At 39.7% G+C, this 19,124-nt stretch carries 18 protein-coding genes and 1 riboswitch; of the genes, 8 read left to right on the forward strand and 10 right to left on the reverse strand.

Going from position 1 to position 19,124, the window contains the following annotated elements; all coding sequences use genetic code 11:
- Positions 1-75: 75 nt before the first annotated feature.
- A complete protein-coding gene (locus tag QCD85_RS05620) occupies positions 76-1,314 on the reverse strand; it encodes a DUF3048 domain-containing protein (RefSeq protein WP_301261907.1) in 1,239 nt (412 codons plus the stop codon).
- Positions 1,315-1,751: 437 nt separating this feature from the next.
- On the opposite strand from QCD85_RS05620, the gene QCD85_RS05625 reads away from it, so the two are divergent.
- Positions 1,752-2,279 (forward strand): DoxX family protein, encoded by a 528-nt coding sequence (locus tag QCD85_RS05625; RefSeq protein ID WP_273616231.1) that lies wholly within the window; start codon positions 1,752-1,754, stop codon positions 2,277-2,279.
- Between the two features lie 239 nt (positions 2,280-2,518).
- Here the strand turns inward: QCD85_RS05625 and thiE are convergent, their stop codons facing one another.
- From thiE to QCD85_RS05645, 4 genes are all read right to left on the reverse strand, one after another.
- On the reverse strand, positions 2,519-3,190 hold the full coding sequence (gene thiE / locus QCD85_RS05630; protein ID WP_301261908.1) for a thiamine phosphate synthase: 672 nt from the start codon (positions 3,188-3,190) through the stop codon (positions 2,519-2,521).
- Positions 3,174-3,995, reverse strand: coding sequence for a bifunctional hydroxymethylpyrimidine kinase/phosphomethylpyrimidine kinase (gene thiD / locus QCD85_RS05635; protein ID WP_301261909.1), 822 nt, complete (start codon positions 3,993-3,995; stop codon positions 3,174-3,176). The genes thiE and thiD overlap by 17 nt, the downstream gene beginning before the upstream one ends.
- Before the next feature lie 39 nt (positions 3,996-4,034).
- Entirely contained in the window at positions 4,035-4,844 is an 810-nt protein-coding gene (gene thiM, locus QCD85_RS05640) for a hydroxyethylthiazole kinase (protein WP_301261910.1), read from the reverse strand.
- Between the two features lie 93 nt (positions 4,845-4,937).
- A riboswitch (TPP riboswitch) is annotated at positions 4,938-5,040 on the reverse strand.
- Between the two features lie 169 nt (positions 5,041-5,209).
- Entirely contained in the window at positions 5,210-6,040 is an 831-nt protein-coding gene (locus QCD85_RS05645) for an alpha/beta hydrolase (protein WP_273614912.1), read from the reverse strand.
- Between the two features lie 148 nt (positions 6,041-6,188).
- Here QCD85_RS05645 and QCD85_RS05650 point away from each other — a divergent pair, with 148 nt between their 5' ends.
- The 3 genes from QCD85_RS05650 to QCD85_RS05660 all read left to right on the forward strand — a co-directional run bounded on the left by QCD85_RS05650 (position 6,189) and on the right by QCD85_RS05660 (position 8,562).
- Positions 6,189-6,857: a DUF1129 family protein gene (locus tag QCD85_RS05650; protein ID WP_273614911.1), complete on the forward strand. Its 669-nt coding sequence runs from the start codon at positions 6,189-6,191 to the stop codon at positions 6,855-6,857.
- Positions 6,858-7,029: 172 nt separating this feature from the next.
- Positions 7,030-7,608 carry a TetR/AcrR family transcriptional regulator gene (locus tag QCD85_RS05655; RefSeq protein WP_301261911.1) on the forward strand — a complete coding sequence of 193 codons (579 nt, stop codon included), beginning with the start codon at positions 7,030-7,032 and terminating at the stop codon, positions 7,606-7,608.
- A 219-nt stretch (positions 7,609-7,827) separates the two neighbouring features.
- The gene (locus QCD85_RS05660; protein WP_301261912.1) at positions 7,828-8,562 is read left to right on the forward strand and encodes an MBL fold metallo-hydrolase; all 735 of its coding nucleotides are present in this window, start codon (positions 7,828-7,830) and stop codon (positions 8,560-8,562) included.
- Between the two features lie 38 nt (positions 8,563-8,600).
- Here the strand turns inward: QCD85_RS05660 and QCD85_RS05665 are convergent, their stop codons facing one another.
- The 3 genes from QCD85_RS05665 to QCD85_RS05675 are packed head-to-tail and all read right to left on the reverse strand — an operon-like array spanning position 8,601 to position 12,543.
- Entirely contained in the window at positions 8,601-9,620 is a 1,020-nt protein-coding gene (locus tag QCD85_RS05665; RefSeq protein ID WP_301261913.1) for a FecCD family ABC transporter permease, read from the reverse strand.
- Positions 9,617-10,570, reverse strand: a complete 954-nt coding sequence (locus QCD85_RS05670; RefSeq protein WP_301261914.1) for a FecCD family ABC transporter permease — start codon at positions 10,568-10,570, stop codon at positions 9,617-9,619. The genes QCD85_RS05665 and QCD85_RS05670 overlap by 4 nt, the downstream gene beginning before the upstream one ends.
- A 38-nt stretch (positions 10,571-10,608) precedes the next feature.
- Entirely contained in the window at positions 10,609-12,543 is a 1,935-nt protein-coding gene (locus tag QCD85_RS05675) for an ABC transporter substrate-binding protein (protein ID WP_301261915.1), read from the reverse strand.
- 267 nt (positions 12,544-12,810) lie between these two features.
- Here QCD85_RS05675 and QCD85_RS05680 point away from each other — a divergent pair, with 267 nt between their 5' ends.
- Positions 12,811-13,818 carry a hypothetical protein gene (locus QCD85_RS05680; RefSeq protein WP_301261916.1) on the forward strand — a complete coding sequence of 336 codons (1,008 nt, stop codon included), beginning with the start codon at positions 12,811-12,813 and terminating at the stop codon, positions 13,816-13,818.
- Positions 13,819-14,104: 286 nt separating this feature from the next.
- Positions 14,105-15,118, forward strand: coding sequence for a nuclear transport factor 2 family protein (locus QCD85_RS05685; protein WP_274170948.1), 1,014 nt, complete (start codon positions 14,105-14,107; stop codon positions 15,116-15,118).
- A 112-nt stretch (positions 15,119-15,230) separates the two neighbouring features.
- On the opposite strand, the gene QCD85_RS05690 is transcribed toward QCD85_RS05685, so the two are convergent.
- Both QCD85_RS05690 and QCD85_RS05695 read right to left on the reverse strand, forming a co-directional pair.
- Complete coding sequence (locus QCD85_RS05690) at positions 15,231-16,055, reverse strand: copper amine oxidase N-terminal domain-containing protein (protein ID WP_301261917.1); 825 nt, start codon at positions 16,053-16,055, stop codon at positions 15,231-15,233.
- A 141-nt stretch (positions 16,056-16,196) separates the two neighbouring features.
- Positions 16,197-17,297: a glycerol dehydrogenase gene (locus tag QCD85_RS05695; RefSeq protein WP_274170951.1), complete on the reverse strand. Its 1,101-nt coding sequence runs from the start codon at positions 17,295-17,297 to the stop codon at positions 16,197-16,199.
- A gap of 392 nt (positions 17,298-17,689) precedes the next feature.
- Here QCD85_RS05695 and QCD85_RS05700 point away from each other — a divergent pair, with 392 nt between their 5' ends.
- On the forward strand, positions 17,690-18,625 hold the full coding sequence (locus QCD85_RS05700; protein WP_273614898.1) for a polysaccharide deacetylase family protein: 936 nt from the start codon (positions 17,690-17,692) through the stop codon (positions 18,623-18,625).
- Between the two features lie 150 nt (positions 18,626-18,775).
- Positions 18,776-19,003, forward strand: a complete 228-nt coding sequence (locus QCD85_RS05705; RefSeq protein ID WP_273614897.1) for a hypothetical protein — start codon at positions 18,776-18,778, stop codon at positions 19,001-19,003.
- Positions 19,004-19,124: the final 121 nt, after the last annotated feature.

A 19,124-nucleotide genomic window follows, 5' to 3' on the forward strand; every position in this document is an offset into this window, starting at 1 on the left:
TCTGTTTACATTTATCATACAAAAATCATACAAAAATCGACTTTACTTTCATCATTTTAGCATATTTTTCCTTATTTACCCGTTTTCGCTCAACTTTTTACCATCTATTGTTAAATGATTTTCAAACGACGGGCTATTAGGGACAATATTGTAATACGTTACGCCAGGGACAAGCGGCACTTCTTGACCACTGCTCATAAAGCGAATCACATCACCACTTTTTTTACTCCATTGACCTTTAATCTGTTGACCCTTTTGAAATAAAATAGCTTCTCCGCCAGCGTCCAGATCCAGACTTAATCTACCGATATCATCTAATACTTTGTAATCTCCACCCAGCACGATAACATTGGACGCGGTTAATGGCTTTCCACTGTTCAAATCAATATGAGGTTCATTGTTCATACTGCGAGTATAGACTCCACTTTTGGCATTGTAGTCATAACCTACTTTATAACTTTCCAGCAAAAATTGAAGTTGGATCGATGTTGCTTTGACTCCTGTAGTAGCAGGTGTTGTGCTGGTTGTAGCATTTGTATTATCTGTAGGATCGGTAGCACTCTGGTTAGGAGTAGCACTGTCAGCAGGCTTATCATTATTATCGGCAGAATCGGTATAGTTATCGAGTGATTCTGTATTTGTAGTATCTGTTACTTCTGTTGTAGATTTCAAAAAAGGATATGTTGGAATAGTTACTTCTTGTTTGTAATCTTTTTTGAGTGCACCTTCACGTAACTTCTCTTCATTGGTATACAAATTATGAGGAGCTTTGCGACTGGAGTCTCGCCAGAATGGAGCACTTGCATTAGTAATCTCATCAAGATGTTCTTTGTGTCCTTGTTGCAAGATACTGTACGCTTCAGGGCTACCACCGGCATGAACCAGTAATGCACCGATACTTTCCCCGATTCCGATCAAATACGGACGAATACTTCGCACAGGGCCGATCGTCACATCACCATGATAACTCTGATATACAGCGATTAGACGGGTAATTCCTCCCTCTGCTAGCACTTCATAGACCATATCGGCTTGAGCTAATCCAGATTGCGGACGGGCAGCAGGAGCATTATTGATCATCACTGCAATCGGTCTGGATAGAGAAGGCTGATCAACAGGCAATCCTGTAAGTGGCGCTGTATAGACGACTTCTGCGGGTTTTTCCGGTGTTATCGGTTCTGTCACTTTGGCTGGTTCCGGTTGTTGCTGTGGTGCAGGGGTAGCCACTTCCTCAGAGCCGCAAGCGATCAAGCTCATCGTTAGCACAAGCGGTACTGACCATTTGGTGACTTTCCATAATCGGGATTGATTCATTACAATAGTATCCTCCTCGGTGTTGAACATCATTAGATAGATCAGTAGCTCATTCTGATGTGCACTAGCAGGATACACTCCTACTATAGAACACGCATATGAACTCCAAATGAATTCAATAGTTTCTTTTTTAACGTATGTATGATTCCGAAGATGTTAAACACAGCTTACTATGTATTAAAACATAAGCTTCTTCTATATAGAATACATATAGCGTAATTCACACATTCAAAAGCTCAAAAGTGTTCTCTCAACTATATATACCATATTTTAACAGTACAATAATAAAATATTAAAAATTTATATAAGATTGTGATTTTTATCACATTTAAAAATTTAGTTGTGATTTAAAATAAAGACATGGAAGAGATGATCATCACCAACTCAACAAGTTAACACAGACTTAAAAAAATAATACATTATTCAGGGGAGTGGCAATCATGAACAGATGGCTAAGAGAAAATAGTGTGGCAATGTGGTTATTAACTATCTTACGGGTATACATCGGATTCAAATGGATCACAGGTGGATGGGAAAAATTAAGCAGTGGCGGATTTGATGCTAGTGGATTTTTGACAGGTGCTATCGCTAATACAGGCGGAGAACATCCAAGTGTACAAGCAGGTTGGGGAGCATTCTTACAACACTTTGCTTTACCAAATGTCGGATTATTCAATGTTCTTGTTCCAATCGGTGAATTCCTTGTCGGACTTGGATTGATCTTAGGAGCTTGTACTACACTAGCAGCATTAATGGGAATGGTAATGAACTTTGCGTTCTTATTCTCGGGTACTGTAAGCACTAACCCTTACTTGTTACTTGCTGAAATCTTTATCGTAGTTGCTGGCGCAAACGCTGGTAAAATTGGTCTGGATCGCTGGATTGTTCCTTACCTACGTACTCGCTTCTTCAACCGTCGTAACAAACAACAAGATACCTTGCCTAATCAGCATAAAATAGCTTAACAATACAAATAAACGCATTACTTGGCTTCTACAGAATGATCGATGTTATTCGCAGTAACATACAGATCATCATAAGGATAGCGGAAAGAACCTACTGTTACGTTACACTATACAAACAGAAAATAGTGTTTACCATTCAAAGTCATTCGACACACCGTACTGTAAGCTACGGTATACCGAATGGCTTTTTTTGATGAGATCAACAAACATGTATTCAGCATTACATCATATCGTGGTGATTAGTTCGCAATCAATCGACGGGTAAGCGTATTTAACTGCTGCGTCGCTTGTTCTATATCCGTCTGCCCTGCGATCGCAGAGATCACTGCTATTCCGTCTGCGCCCGCGGTAAAGATCGGCTCGGCATTACCTGCATGAATTCCTCCAATACCGACTAATGGAACCTCAATATGATGGTTCTTAAGTGCTGTAATAGTGCTTGTTCCTTGTACGGCTTGCGCATCAGCTTTAGAGATTGTAGGGTAGATCGGTCCTATGCCTAAATAATCAGCGCCATCTTCAATAGCTTGTCTGGCTTCAGCTACGCTATGAGCAGATACACCAATAATTTTATCATCCCCTAGACGTGCCCGAATCTGATCCGCGGGTGCATCTTCTTGTCCTACATGAATTCCATCCGCATTCAGAGCGATCGCTAACTCTACATCATCATTCACAATAAACGGAATCTGATGAGTGTGGCATATCTGTTGCAGACGTTCTGCCAGCTTATAATACGCTTGCCCTGTTAAAGCTCCAACCCCTTTTTCCCGAAATTGAAAAAGAGTGATCCCTCCTGCAATAGCAGACCTTAATACTTCTTCTGGTGGTCGAGTACAATTGACGCTTCCCATCACTAGATAAAGGCGTAAATACTGACGTATATGCTGAGTATCAGGCTTGGTGATCATAGACTCGGCTCCTTTGCTGATAAGCAAAATGATTGGTAGGCCCATGACCGGAACCGATACCCAATCCATCTTCAATCGCTGCTTGAATAAATTGCTTCGCGGTATGTACAGCTTCATAAATAGTTTTGCCTTTAGCAAGTTCTGCTGTTAATGCCGCTGAAAAAGTACATCCTGTGCCATGAGTATGAGGCGTATCAATCCGCTGACTTTCCAAATAATCAAATTGCTTTCCATCGTATAACAGATCGATTACAGTAGACGTCGATGTATCGTGTCCACCTTTGATCACTACATATGTTACTCCCATTTCTACAAACTGCTTGGCGGCTTGTTCGCGCTGCTGTAGATTGGTAATCGATAGACCTGTTAATAACTCAGCTTCTGGCAAATTAGGCGTGATAATCTCTGCCAGCGGAATCAGATCAGAGATCAGCGCTTGCAACGCTTCTTGTTGTAACAGCACAGAACCTCCTTTAGCGACCATCACCGGATCAATCACTAGATGTTGCCATTGATACTGTTTTACTTTTGCTGCGACATAACGAATAATCTCTGCACTAAATAACATCCCTGTTTTGACAGCGTGGGGTTGTAGATCCGTTCCGATCGAATCCAATTGCTGTACAACACCTTCAATCTGAACCGGATAGACACCTTGTACCCCTGTCGTATTCTGCGCTGTGATAGCGGTAATAACAGACATGCCATAGACACCGAGTTCTTGAAATGTTTTGAGATCGGCCTGAATGCCTGCGCCTCCTCCACTATCTGAACCTGCAATCGTCAATGCTTGATACACGTTCATCTTGTCTCGCTCCTTTATCATATGAATGTATGTTCAATATTAAGCTTTGGATGAAGTGATCTGGGCTCGTGCAGTTACGATCTCCGGGGTGACTAGAGACAATTGATTGATAAATTGCATCTGAAAACTGCCTGTGCCTTGCCCTGCTGTCTGTTCATAGGCAATCTCTGCGGCTATACCGTAAAATGCTAAAGCTTCTGTTACGGCTTCCAGACGTTCTTGAGCTTGTGCAGGATCAGCGACTGCGATAAATGCACCGACTACGGCACTCAGTAGACAACCGCCGCCTGTCACTTGTGTTAATATCTGATGACTGTTAGCAATGGTATAGGTGTTCTGTCCATCGGTTACGACGTCTTTTTCACCGGTGATGGCTACAATGCACTTTAATTTTTGAGCAGCCTGCTCTGCGATCTGGATCATATTGCCTTCGCCTGCTCCTGCATCGACACCTTTGATCTGCCATGATTCGCCGATCACATTAGCCACTTCAGCCACATTGCCACGTAACACATCCACTTGAACATGTTCGATAATTTGCAAAGCCGATTGTGTACGATACGGGGTAGCTCCTGCTCCTACCGGATCAAATACAACAGGCACACCTGATTCATTCGCTGCACGTCCTGCACGTTGAATCGATTCGACGGTGTATGGATCAAGCGTACCGATATTAAGCACAACTGCATTCGCTATAGCTGCCACATCGGCTACTTCTTCATGCGCATATGCCATAAAAGGAAAAGCTCCCAGCGCCAGCAATCCGTTCGCTGTAAAATTAGTCACGACCATATTGGTAATATTGTGAATCAGTGGATGTTGCGCCCGTACTTTGGCTAGAAAAGTCATTGATATTGCCTCCTATAACGTAATAAAGACCCATCCATCTCCAGAAGAGACAAATGGGTCAAACATTCATTCAGGTATATCACAACATGAGTGAAAATTCAGCCTCCACTTCCCTCCGCTAGTATAATCCAGATCAGGTTCCAAGGGTCCGAAATTGAATTTTCGTCTCAGCCAACAGGCTCCCCTAGTGAAATCAGTAACTATTCGATTGTTCTTTCTTACCATACCACTGGTGAATGATCTGGTAAAGGATTACACTAGAAGAAATCGCGCTTATATTGCCAAGCGCTTAATGTAAGATATTTTGCTATGCAAAAATCATGGTTGATTACACTAGAAGAAATCGCGTTTATATTGCCAAACGCTTAAATCATCCAGTGTTGCCAATCGGTCTGAGCGACTTTGCGTTCGGTGAGCCATTGACGGGTTTTGTCCAGCAGTTCCCGGCGGTGGGTTCCATTGGAATACGTGTGATCTGCTTGGAAAATAATTTCTTTATCACAACGTCCTTCTGAACGTGTCCAGAATACTTTTTGATACAAAAAGGCATAATCTACTGGAATCACATCATCCCCTGTACCATGAATCACCAGCACATCGCCACCAAATTGCTTGGCTTCTTGAAACGGTTGGAAATTGCCTAACGAATCAAAGTATACAGGTGTAAACGAGTAACCTAAATGATCGGCTTGTCCTTCGATCACAGCTTGATCGTATTTGTCCCGACCGGTTAATTTGATAATATCGTTAAATGGATGTCCTACTGCTGACCAGAGGACTAGACTTTTGACACGATGATCACGTACAGAAGTAAGAATAGCTACAGCACCACCCAGACTATGACCGATCAATGTGACGCGGGTAGGATCAATGTCACTGCAATTCATTGCATAATCCAGTACAGTACGAGTCTGAGCGACCATTGATTCAAGTCCTTCTTTGCCATAGTCGCCGCCACTTTCACCGCAACCTGCATAATCAAAGCGAACCACCATATAACCGTCAGCCGCCAATTCACGGGCTGTACTAACAAATAGGCGATCCACTCCAATACGGCTGCCAACAAAACCATGGCAGATCACAATTAGCGGTGTACGGCTTTTGCCTCGTCCTGCTGATTGTGGTTCCTGTTCAGGATAATGAATACTAGCTGTCAGATCCAAGTCGTGATGTCGAATGACGATATTGCGTTCCATGATGATTCCTCCTCTTAAATAAACAATTCCGATCAGTTTAATATGCTTTAATCTTGAAACCATATTATCATTAACGCTAGATCATTGTCAACGCAAGGAAAGTATGGCAAAATAGTAGCTTCGAACAACGAGAATGGAGGAATGAATAATGAGCTCAATACGCCAAATGGTTAAAAATATTAACGTCGTACGGGATCAATTAAAACCAGAAAATTTGGATTATTATGATGATGTTATTGTACATGTACGGGATGCACGAATTGATCGTGAAGCAGGCGAAGAATTGCTTTTAGAAATGGGTCATCATTTGCTAGAAGCGCAGAAAAAAGGTAAAACTGCCAAACAGTTATTCGGTAAAGAATCGATAGAGTACGGCAATATATTAATTCGTAATTTACCGGAAAAGAAACAATTGAGCAAGCCGATGTATTACTTGATGATTCCGTGGGTAGCGTTAACATGGGTATTTCTTATTCAAGCATTAATGGGATTGTTCAAAATCAGTATTAGCGATTCTGGCATTGTTGGGCAGATCAATGTAGCGACTCTTATTATTGTAGCGGTAGGTTCGATTGCTCTGGTCGAAATGCTTACAAGATTTACCGATCAGCCTGTTGAACAAAGTGATGCAACAAAGCCAGGTATGCAAATCAATGCACGCGCTATCTTAACGTATCTGGTGATTTTGGTACTGATTTTTGGTGTGGGAATCTTTTTACGTGAAGTGATGCCTGTGATTACGATTGCTCCATGGGTAAGTTTGTTGTTATTTGTGATCGGTGTAGTCGGACAGAAATTTATTTTTATGCGCAAATAAAAAGATCAGCAAGCCTATGTATTATTGAATAAATCAAAATAGAAAGATTGCATTTTATTTTGCTAAAGGTATACCTATCGCTTACAATAAATAAGATTGATGAATATCATTAGCTTATACACAAATCTTATTCATATTCTACGAACAGGTATAGTTAAAGGAGGGTTATGCTTTGCCACCTCGCACCGGGCTTAGTCTTCATTCTATTTTGCAAGCAGCTACAGAAATAGCAGATGAACGTGGATGGAATGAAGTGACACTTACGATATTAGCTCAGAAGCTAGGGGTTCGTTCGCCTTCTTTGTATAATCATGTGAACGGATTACCGGGATTACGTCGTGAAATGGCATTAACAGGATTGGATCAACTCAAAGACGCATTGATGCGGGCTGCGGTAGGACGATCTGAAGATAAAGCGATACGTGAAATGTCGCGCGCTTATCTGGAATTTGCTCGTGCTCATCCCGGATTATATGAAGCTACGTTCTATACATCAGATATAGATGATGCAGAGATCAATGATAGCAAACATCAAATGTTGGAATTATTCATGCAAGTATTAACCGGCTTTGATTTGAATGAAGAAGCCTTGATTCATGCCATACGTGGACTACGCAGTGTTTTGCATGGCTTTAGCTCACTCGAACGTATCGGTGGATTTGGCTTGAATGTCGATATAAATCAAAGTTTTGAATTGATTATTAATACTTTTCTGCAAGGTCTGCATACGGTAGAGTCCAATCATAAATAAGCAAATACACCACTTGTACAGAGATAGTAACGTTTAAATATGTTACTTCTGTCTGTAGAGTGGTGTATTTTTATGCTTTTTGGTAACAGAATCATCGTTAGATTAGTAAAGAAAAACTCTTTCTTTTACAAAAGACTTATAATTTTTTTAGAAATAATTAATATAGTTATTGATTTAACTAATACTATTAGTTTATAGTGTAATCAAGAGGTGATTGATATGAAAATAATTAGCAAGAACAACTTACATCAACTTATTTTTTTACCACGCATATTTCCCGTAAATTGTTATATCGTCGAAGAAGAGTCCAGTGTGACTTTAATTGATGCAGGATTGCCAAATAGTTATAAAGGTATTCAGCACACGATTTCTCAGATCGGCAAACCGTTAGGCGCTATCGTTCTAACTCATATCCATGATGATCATGTCGGTTCATTAGATACATTAAGTCAGCTTTATCCTGATATACCTGTCTATGTATCACAGCGAGATGCACGCTTAATGATCGGTGATATGAGCTTGGATGCGGATGAACCTCAGACTAAGATCAAAGGGAGTGTTCCCAAGCGTCTACAAACTCGCCCTTCTGTTTTGCTTAATGAAGGGGATCGAATAGGTTCTCTTCAAGTCATCGCCACACCGGGTCATACGCCAGGCTCTATTTCGCTGTGGGATACTAGAGATCAATCACTTATAGCTGGTGATGCTTTGCAGACTAGAGGTGGGATCGCTGTGGCAGGTTCAGTACGTCTGACATTTCCTTTCCCTGCTCTGGCGACATGGAGCAAAGAACGATCTCTACAAAGTGCTCGCAAATTAGTAGCATTACAACCAAGTTTACTTGCTGTAGGTCATGGTGCGATGATCACCGATCCGTATCAAGCTATGCAAGATGCTATTCAGCATGCAGAACAACGTTTGCCTTCTTCCTTATCAATCAAACAATCGCTGTAATCGTAAAAGAAACGCCAAAAAACCGCACAGATTTAACTTCATCCTGTACGGTTTTTGCTTTTATACTCACGCCATAATAAAAATAAAAAATACGGTGCTCCAATGACCGAAGTAACCAATCCTACAGGAAACTCCAGAGGTGGCGCCAGAACACGTCCAATCACATCTGCCAGTAACATCATGATCGCCCCGACCAGTGCTGCTACTGGCACAAAATAACGATGACCACCAGATACCAAGCGCCGTGCAATATGAGGGCTCACCAGACCTACAAAGCCTACCATACCTACAACCGCTACCGAACCACTGGCTAATATAACTGTCAGTAGCAGCAATATAGCACGCATCCACTCTATGCATAATCCTAGCCCTTTGGAAGATTCTTCGCTTAATCCGAAAATATCAATAGATTTTGCTAATATCCAGACGATAGGTACAATAATCAGAATAATAGGTGCTAATTGAACCACCTGCTCCCAATTACGTCCCCATAACGAACCATTTAACCATAAAAGAACGGTATTCGTATTCGCAGACGATTGTGTAATCAGTAATTGTACCAGTGTGCTTCCACAAGCACTCACCGCAATCCCAACCAATGCCAGCCGAACAGGATCGACTCCATTTCGATAAGATAATAGATATACGCAAAAAGCACCGAGAGCTCCACCAACAAAAGCTGTTAGCGATGTCAGCCATGTACTCTGTATATCTACAGGCAAAAGAAGTACAGTACAGACTGCTCCTAAAGCAGCTCCTGCCGAAATCCCTAGTGTATCAGGAGCTGCTAAAGGATTACGTAAAATGCTTTGTGCCACCAGACCAGACACTGCAAGCCCGCTACCTACTAAGATCGCCAGTATAATGCGAGGCAATCGATAATGAAAAATAATATAGGCTAGATCAGCATCTCCATACTGTGTAAATGCTCTGCCGATATCTTGCCAGCTTATATCGACAGCACCTACTTGAATACTTATCATGATCAAAACAAAAGTAATCACAATAAGCCCGATCATGATCATAACATTTCGCTTTTTCCCGATAGAATGACTCATAATGAACTCCTGCTCTGCCGTCTAGCTAAATACACAAAATAAGGCGCACCAATTAGAGCTGTTATGATCCCTACAGGCGTCTCTGCTGGAAAATGTACAAACCGAGAACCGATATCTGCAAGCGTTAATAAAATAGCTCCAAACACTCCGGCAAAAGGAATCAACAATCGATAATCTGTTCCGATAAGATAACGTGTAATATGCGGTACGATTAATCCGACAAACCCAATCGGTCCAACAACAGAAACCGATATGCCTGCTAACAAAATAACGATCACACTACCAACCACACGTACTGTCCATATTTTCTGACCGAGTCCGCGTGCGATATCATCACCTAGACTTATCAGAGATAACGAACGGCTAAGACCTATAGCCATGATCAAGCCAATAACGCTTACGATCGCTAATAGTCTGAGTTCGGCCCATTTGACTCCTGCTGCTGATCCGGCAAGCCAGAACAATATTTTGCTAGCCGATTCTTCATTAAAGATCAATAATCCCTGTGTAAACGAAGATAATAATGCTTGAATAACCACACCGATTAATGCCATACGAACTTCGACTTTACCTCCGCGAATCGCAACACTCATTATCAATACGATCATGACTGTTAGCAGTCCACCTGCAAAACCTGCTCCTGCTAGAATCCATCCATTGACAGCAGGTAAAACAATCGTACACAAGACGATCATAAAAGAAGCGCCTGCATTAATTCCAAATATACTAGGAGAAGCTAATGGATTACGGGTCAAAGCTTGCATAATACAGCCAGCAATACTGAGATTAGCACCAATTAGTATTACTGCTATTGTGCGCGGCATTCTTAGAATATGCAAAATAATATGTTCTTTGACTGTCGTAGAATAATGAAATACATAATCGATCACTGTCGGTAAAGTAATCCAGGACGAACCTATCATTAGCGAGAGCATCAACAGTATGATCAAGATTGCTAGACTCCCTGCTACTAAGATCAGCTTTTTGATCATTTAAAATAAGTAGTCGCTTCACTCATAATATGGTTCAATGCCGGGATGCTGCGTTGTCTGGACCATTTGGCTAATTCAACTTCATGCGCTTTGCCTGTTTGCACAGCTTTTAATTGATTCCAGAGTAGATTGTCTTTTTGCCCTGCTAATACAGAGGGATCATCTTCATTAATCAAAATGAGTAGTTGATCAGGATCGATCGCTAATAATTGTTCTGTAGTCATCAGTTGGCTTACTTCTTCTGCATCAGTCAAAGCATAATTCATACCTAACGCTTGAAGAAAGGAAGCATGAAATGCTTGATCTGTCCGTACTTGGAACGAATTGCTTGCTTCTTCATCAGCCGCAATAATAAGCACAGATTGATTACTGTTAATCGATTGCTTTACGTTCTCCAATTGTTGTTGATGTTCTGCTAGCATCGCTGTTGTCGCATCTGCTTTACCCAAAGCTTCACCGATCGCCTGAGTAGAATTTATAATATCGGAATAATTTGCTGTATCATTTTTGAAAACAATTGTAGGTGCAATCGCTGATAATTCTTCATATACATTGCTATGACGACTTGTATCTGCAATAATCAGATCCGGCTCAAGGGTACGTATAACTTCCAAATTCGGCTCCGAGCGTGTACCTACAGATGTATATCCTTCAATATAAGCTAGCGTGTCTTGCGGAAACCGTTCAGGTTTATTATCATCTGCTACACCGACAGGTTTGACTTGTAGTTCTGCCACAGTCTGGGTAAATCCTTGCTCTAATACAACAATACGCTTCGGTTGATCAGGCACTTCGGTACTGCCAAGATCATGAGTGATCGTGCGTGTAGAGCTTTGTGTTGCATTTTCTTCGCTTGCACTTTGCTTACTTGAAGCGGTCTGACTTGTTGAAGAAGCGGGAGCTGAACAAGCACCCAGTAAAAGAGTAAAACTCAGAAGCAGCATCAACACTGCTGAACGTCTTATCGGATTATGCATCATTAAAGAACCTCCACTTACTATAATGTTTTGAGAATCATTATCACTATAGCGGTGTCCATCTAACCCAACAATAGAGAAATCGGACATGTTGGATGTCATATTGAGACTTTGTACGTTCTGGCGATGTTGTTGACGATAACGTATCGGAGACAAGCCCATATACTTTTTGAACATACGACTAAAATAATATCCATCTTGATAGCCCACATTAATCGCAATATCTTGTAAGGTTAGCTCTGTCTGAATCAGCAGTTCACTCGCTTTTTGCATACGAAACTGAATCAGATAATCCGATGGACTTTGACCAATATCACTATTGCGGAATAATCGGGCTAGATGACGTGGACTGCATTCTAATATAGTAGCCAGCGAATCAATCGTAAGCGGCATTTCATAATGCTCGTGAATATAACGAATAGCTTGCGAGACAAGATCTGTAGTTGTGGGCTGATGACCTGCGGTCTGTAACTGTTCCAAAATGTCATATACGATTTGCAAAAAAGAAGTACGGACTTGCAATTGTTGTAATGGATGAACATATGTCCATGCTTGGTGCAATTGTTTGATTTTATCGTGCAACAGAATAGGATGATGTGGTTTAAGTTCATACGCAGTATCTAATACCGAATGATGCTCTAATAACGAGCGGGCAGATGAATTGGAGGTGAATAATTGTGGTCGATATAATATCAGATAGTATTCTAATAACTCGTCATATACTTCAATCTGAAAGATACTTTCTTTCCCACTATGAATAATATGAAATCGTTCTGTTGTGTATGTGTTATCATTGATCGTAATCAACGCATTTCCACGAACAGTATATAAAAATCCGTTTTCCGGTACATAATATGGTAGTGATAATTGCTTAGCTGTCAGTACATGATGCTGAACATCCATGACTTGAACAGAAGCTTGATTCCACAGCTTGATATAATGATCTAGATTCATGATTAACCCCTTTGAACAAACCTATTCTACTTGAATACCTATCTATACTTCTTTCTATTTTAATGATAATCATTATCAATTACAATCCATTTCATACTTTTACATCCTTCTATGATCTCAATCGCGAGCAAAAATGACATTGTATTTACTTTCGGTTCACCTCAGATAAGCAAGGGTAGGGATATACATAAAGCTTTGGTATCGTTATTTTGTTGAATCTGATGTGGATATGTATTTATATTTTTCTATCGAGGAGAATGATTACTAATGAAATTATCCAATCCGATCACTATATCTGCTGTGGCCACATTGCTTGTTTTACAGACGCTAGGATGTAGTCAACAACAGACATCTACGCTCCCTACGACTAATTCTTCATTTGAAAGCACGGCTGAACTTGCATCTCCCGCCAAAAAAAGTACCACTAACCAGGCATCAACATCTTCTTCATCTACAATTACTGTTGCTCATTTCAAAAAAATGCTCACAAGCAGTTCCAAACTTCCCCAAGCAGTCTCTTACCTCAAAAAGAATATTAAAAAAGTGACTCCTTCCACTGGTACTTTACTGGTTCTAACTTTGGAAAATGCTCAAAATAAATATCTGGATGCTTGGACAGATCAATATACCGAATCGATCCAAAAGAAACTGATGAATATGTATGCTTCAACCGGTGTATATGGTGATGAAAAAATAGAAGATATGATCAAACGCACTACCGATCCAGCGCTTAAAAAGTTACTGTCCAACACCAAAAATAGCGGTTATCAAATTATCAATGTCGAAGGCTATTACATGCCTATTATTGACTACGATCAGTATGATGCGTATGACGACTATGTCACCAAAGACATTAATGATTATGTAGATATTATGGCTGAAGAGTCAGATGAGCCAGCGCTGATGGATGCAGGGCTTGTGATCGGATGGGATAAGTTATTAGTACGCACACTGGATATGGAGCAATTTATTTTAAAATATCCTCATTCTAATCGCCTATCAGTTATTCAACAAAATTATAGTTATGCTGTTTATACGGTATTTTATGGTGCAGACAACACTCCACTATTTGATAGCACGTCCAAAACTATCGATCCTGATGCCAAAAAGCAGTATCTCGATTTGTTAAATGATACGGATACCGCAGAAGATTATCCGTCTAGTACACTTCTTAGTGACCTGCATGGATTGATGGATTTGGCGGCACAATCTAATTACAAACTGACATCCAAGCTAGAAGCATACCGAGTACAAGTCGCTCCTCTGGAATTATAGAACTTCCGCCAAAAGTGCAACATAACCTGTGATCTGACCGTCTTTGCTAGTATAGGGAGACGGTTTTTTACTGTTTTGGATCAATCGTGAAAGTTGTCGATTTTGTCATTTTAGGGATATCATAGATAACTATGGGTAATAGAAAAAGGACACCATTCTACCGAATAGGTCTTTGACTTCGCAAAAATCTGTTCTAATTGAAAGTGTCGCATTCTACTAGCATATGCTAAAAGTGATGTTTGCTAAGCAAACGATTCTTCACTATTTATGACAAAGGAGTTTTATGATGAAAAAAATCAGTTTAATCCTAACCAGTATTTTGTTAATGTCTGCTCTTGCAGCATGTAACAGTAATTCCAGTACGACAAATCAACCTGCAACCACGCCTACTACTGAAAATACAGGCACTGGTAATCCATCAGCTACCAATCCAGAAGCAACGACACCGACAGAAGGTAGTACTTCTACTGATCCGGCTAGCACAGAGTCAGCTTCTGCTCAAAATGCTAAAATCGTAGCAAACAAAAAAGTTGTTGCGAGTATGTACCAAGACGTACTCAATGGGCATCAGACCGATAAAATAGATATGTATCTTGCAGACGATTACAAAGAACATGATCCTATGATTGCTACAGGTAAAGAAGCGTTCAAAACGTATATCGCTTCCTTTATCAAAGCGAACCCTGATTACAAAGTCAATGTCAAAGGTATGATCGGTCAAAATGATCTGGTTGCTGTCATGAATTACCCAATGGCTAATCCAGATGATCCCGGTCAAGCGGCTGTAGACATTTTCCGTGTAACCGATGGTAAAATTGTAGAGCACTGGAATACGGTTCAACCAGTAACAGGTGCTTCTAGTATGATCCAAAATCTACTACCAAGTGCGTCTACGAGCGCAGATGTTGCTGCTACCGATAAAGCAGTCGTAGCTTCTAATGCTCAATTTGTAAGCAACTTCTTTAACAGCTTTTTTGTAGAGCATAATACGGATGCGGCTTCAGGCGTTGTGAGTGAATCATTGGTTCAACATAATGTGAAAATGAAAGACGGTATTGAACCATTAGTGAACAACTATCTTGCTCAATTCCGCGCTAACCCGGACAGCACTGCTACTGTAGTTAATATGGTTGCAGAAGGTGACCTTGTATTGATCCAAAGTCAGATGAAAAAGAACGCTGACGATGCCGGTCAATCTGTAGTCCAAATCTTCCGCGTAGAAAATAATGAAATTGCTGAAATGTGGATGCTTTCTCAAGACGTCCCTGCCAAAACAGTGAATGAAAATGGTATGTTTTAAAAATATAACTGTTTCCCTATGATCTTTATAAATATGTAGACAAAAATGCACCTTTCATATCACTGTTAGAAAACCTTGAGGTTAACTAATGGATATGTAAAGGTGCATTTTTTTATTTCACAGCATATGGTTTAACAATGATGTATGCCAAATCAGTATTACCTATTAATGTTCTTGTTTTGGTAATAGACTCACCTGGTTTTACTGCACTATGCTTTTCACGCATATATTTGTATAGTTCTCCTTGCGAATTACCATTAGCAAGCATATACGAAGAATGAATATCTTCTTTTCCTTGCTCGATGGTTTTGCCTGTAACATTTTTAGATGTATAGGTTATGCTACCTTTCCAAATACCTGCTTTTTTATCCGTTGCTCCTAGATTTATTTGATATGAAGTGACTTGGAATGCATTTTGATTTTCATCCAACCCTACTCTGTCTTGAGTTTCTTGGGTTAACTGAGGGGTATTCTTCATATACTTAGGATTATTTAATTCAATTATTTTAGTGTTAGCATTGTAAGCTCCATCTACATCTAAATATTCTAACATTACTTTAAGAGGAATATAAAGAGCATTCCTTTTTTGTACAGGTATAGTATCCATCTGCTCTATATTTTGATCAATAGTCACTTCTTTAGAGCCTGTAGTCAAAACTAAATGATGATTATTAAAGTTAATAGTTGCTTGCTTTTTACCTTTATTATATGCCACATCTGCTCCTAAAAGATCACTCAATGAACGTAAAGGTACAAGTAATCTATTATTTTGATCCACATAAGGTGAAGTTGGATAAGTAAATAAAATATAATACTGATTTATTTTGAGGATAGGTGGTGAAGATGCCTGTACTACTGATTGAGCGTTTACCATTGGCGATATAAGAATCATACATATAAATAGAAAAACTACTGATAACCATTTAAAATACTTCAATATATCATCTCCTTTATTTTATTTATGACGTTATATACATAAAAAAGTTGCTGTCACTTATACTAAAATAAAAAAGAACTCTACCTATTTACTCAGGCAGAGCTCTTTTACATTGCATATATTTCATATCAGAACAATAACTTATTTGTACGTATGAGCAATCGCATTAGCAGCTACAATCGCATTGTAGACATCATCTGGAGTTACAGGGAAAGGCATATGTCCCATTGTATCGTCTGGTGCACAAGCACTTTCAGCAACTTGTCTCCATTCAGCTTCTACAAATTCAGTCATACCTAAATCTTCAAGTGTCAATGGAAGACCTACTGCTTTGATCAAATTGACTACTGTTTCGAACTCTTCTTTAGGCGAGTTTTCTAGCACCAATTGTGCTAACAATCCGAATGTCACTTTTTCACCATGTTGTGCACGGTGGATCGAAGGAACAGCCGTCATTCCGTTATGAATCGCATGAGCAGCAGCAAGTCCGCCAGATTCAGCACCTACACCGCTCAAGTAGATTGTTGCTTCGATCGTATTTTCTACCGCTTTGGTTACTACTTTTTGTTGAACAGCTTTAGTTGCACTGACTGCATTATCAAGCAACATTTCATAGCATAGTTTAGCTAATCCAAGTCCAGTAGCTGTTGGTTTCATAAGAGCCAGATTATCTCCATTAGAAGCATAACACGCACGAGCTTCAAAATAAGTCGCTAACGCATCGCCGACACCCGCAGCGAAGAAACGAACAGGTGCGCCTGCAAGAATACCCATATCGGCAAGCACTGTATCCGGGTTATTAGGTAAGAATAAATATTCATCGAAAGAACCATCTTTTTTATAAATAACAGCAAGTGCTGTACAAGGTGCATCGGTAGACGCAATTGTTGGGAAAATGACTACAGGAAGTTGCTCATAATAAGCAGTCGCTTTCGCTGTATCTAGCGTTTTACCGCCACCAATTCCGACAATAACGTTAGCGCCAGATTGTTTGACCAATTCGCGGTGACGCATTACTTCTTCTTTGGTACATTCATATTCAAATTTCTCAAAATGTGCTTTATGATTAGCTGCTGTAAATGTAGGTTCAGCTTCTGTTTGTGCACGTTCTAATATAAATTCATCACAAATAACATAAGCATGATCACCATAACCACGCGTATAATCATTTAATTTAGATAATAAATGCTGACCTGTAATAAATTTTCTAGGTGAAGTTACGGATCTGACGAAATCTGCCATAATGAACACATCCTTTTGGATAATTACAGTCTACTACATAAAAAAATTGATGTTCCTGACCGACATAGTGACCTTACTTTCTTCGCTTGCAAGACGAGGCGACTACAATCTAGCGCCGTGTGATACTTATCACTACAGACAACTATACTCCTTCATGCATCCAAACCATGTGAGTTTTGTCACTGACAATCTTTTCTAAATGCGCTATGGTGAAGCGTTTGCAGAAGAAATATTAGTTCATTTGGAGAAATAACATAGAACCACAGCACCATAAAATTTTACTTTGCTGAATCCGATATTATATAAGTAAAGATATTTTGCTTTGTAAAATCACTTTTTATTACAGTTTGTCGCGCTTTTACTGCCAAGCGCTTAGAAAGGAGAAAGTAGTTATGCGGGCTCGACATTTATTTGTACTCATGCTCTATATTTCAATCGCATTTGTGATCACATTCTACATACTTAGCTTAAAGTATCCGCATGCCTCAGCTTTTTCTTATAAGACTTGTAAAGCTTCCTATGATACCAAAAATGATTTGTTTGCTAATTTGCTCAATGCTGGTGAAGATAATGTGGCTTCAGCTTCAGAGTCGATCAAAACTGCTCCTAAAGGCAAAGCTGCACGTATTCCTGTATTGATGTACCATTATGTCGTACCTGAGAAATACAATGTAGAAAAGAAAAATAATGCTCGCATGAGCTTAGAATCTTTTACCAAAGGTATGAAATATCTACACGACAATGGCTACAAAACAGCCACTTTGTCCGAGCTAGAGCAATATGTGAATGGAGAAATTCAATTACCTGAAAAGACGGTTGTCATTACATTTGACGATGGATACCAGAATAATGTGGTCTATGCGTATCCCGTATTGAAGAAATATGGATTCCACGCTTCGATCTTTATAGTAGGAACTAAGCTCAAAAGCAAAACACAAAAATTTCTACCTAAAGAAAAAACAACGATTTCGCGTAAAGAAATGAAAGCGACTAAAGATGTATTTGAATACAATAGCCATACGTACAACCTTCACTACAAAAATACGATTCAATGTGGAGATACTGCGGCGGTCGGTCTAGAAAATGATCGTCTTAAAAACGATATTGAATTAATGAAAACCAAAACAAAGATTGATACGCCTTACTTTGCTTATCCTTATGGAGAGTATCAAGATCAGATGATCTATACGTTACGAGAAAATGGATATCGTATGGCGTTCACCGTTAGACCTGGCTTTGTTCATCCGGGTGATGATTTGATGCATTTACCACGACTAAATGTCAATTCGCATACTGAACTAAAACATATTCTTCATCTAAAAGATTAAACACAAATACCTGACATCTACGATGCGTTTGACGCTAATCATGTAGAAATCAGGTATTTTTTTCATACCCACTATATTATCAAAACGAATGTATAAGGGTAATATATATTGAAAGTAAGCTATGTAATTATTCAAAGGAGCCTACACTTGATGACATTAGCAGAATGTTTGAGTCATTTACATCATGATTTATTACTTGTGAATATGCACAAGCCCGGTTATCTTACCCGTTCTGTTGCTGAATTGCAAAAAACGATCCCTCCAGACCAGTTGCATGAGGACGGTTATGAACTGCGTACTCATGGCTTTAACTTTGGACGTACTCAGAAAAAAGCGATTGGCAAAGTAGGCGGTCCTAATTTGTGGAACGAATGGTAATTCGCTTTTACACAGCGTTAACAATTGAACGTTATAATGACTCTATACGAGTTGTTTTGACACCTTATGACAAAAGTATTTGCATACCCAACATTTGGTATTCCGCATACTGCACGTTACA

This window comes from Paenibacillus sp. PsM32, from assembly GCF_030433815.1.
GTDB lineage: Bacteria > Bacillota > Bacilli > Paenibacillales > Paenibacillaceae > Saccharibacillus > Saccharibacillus kyungheensis.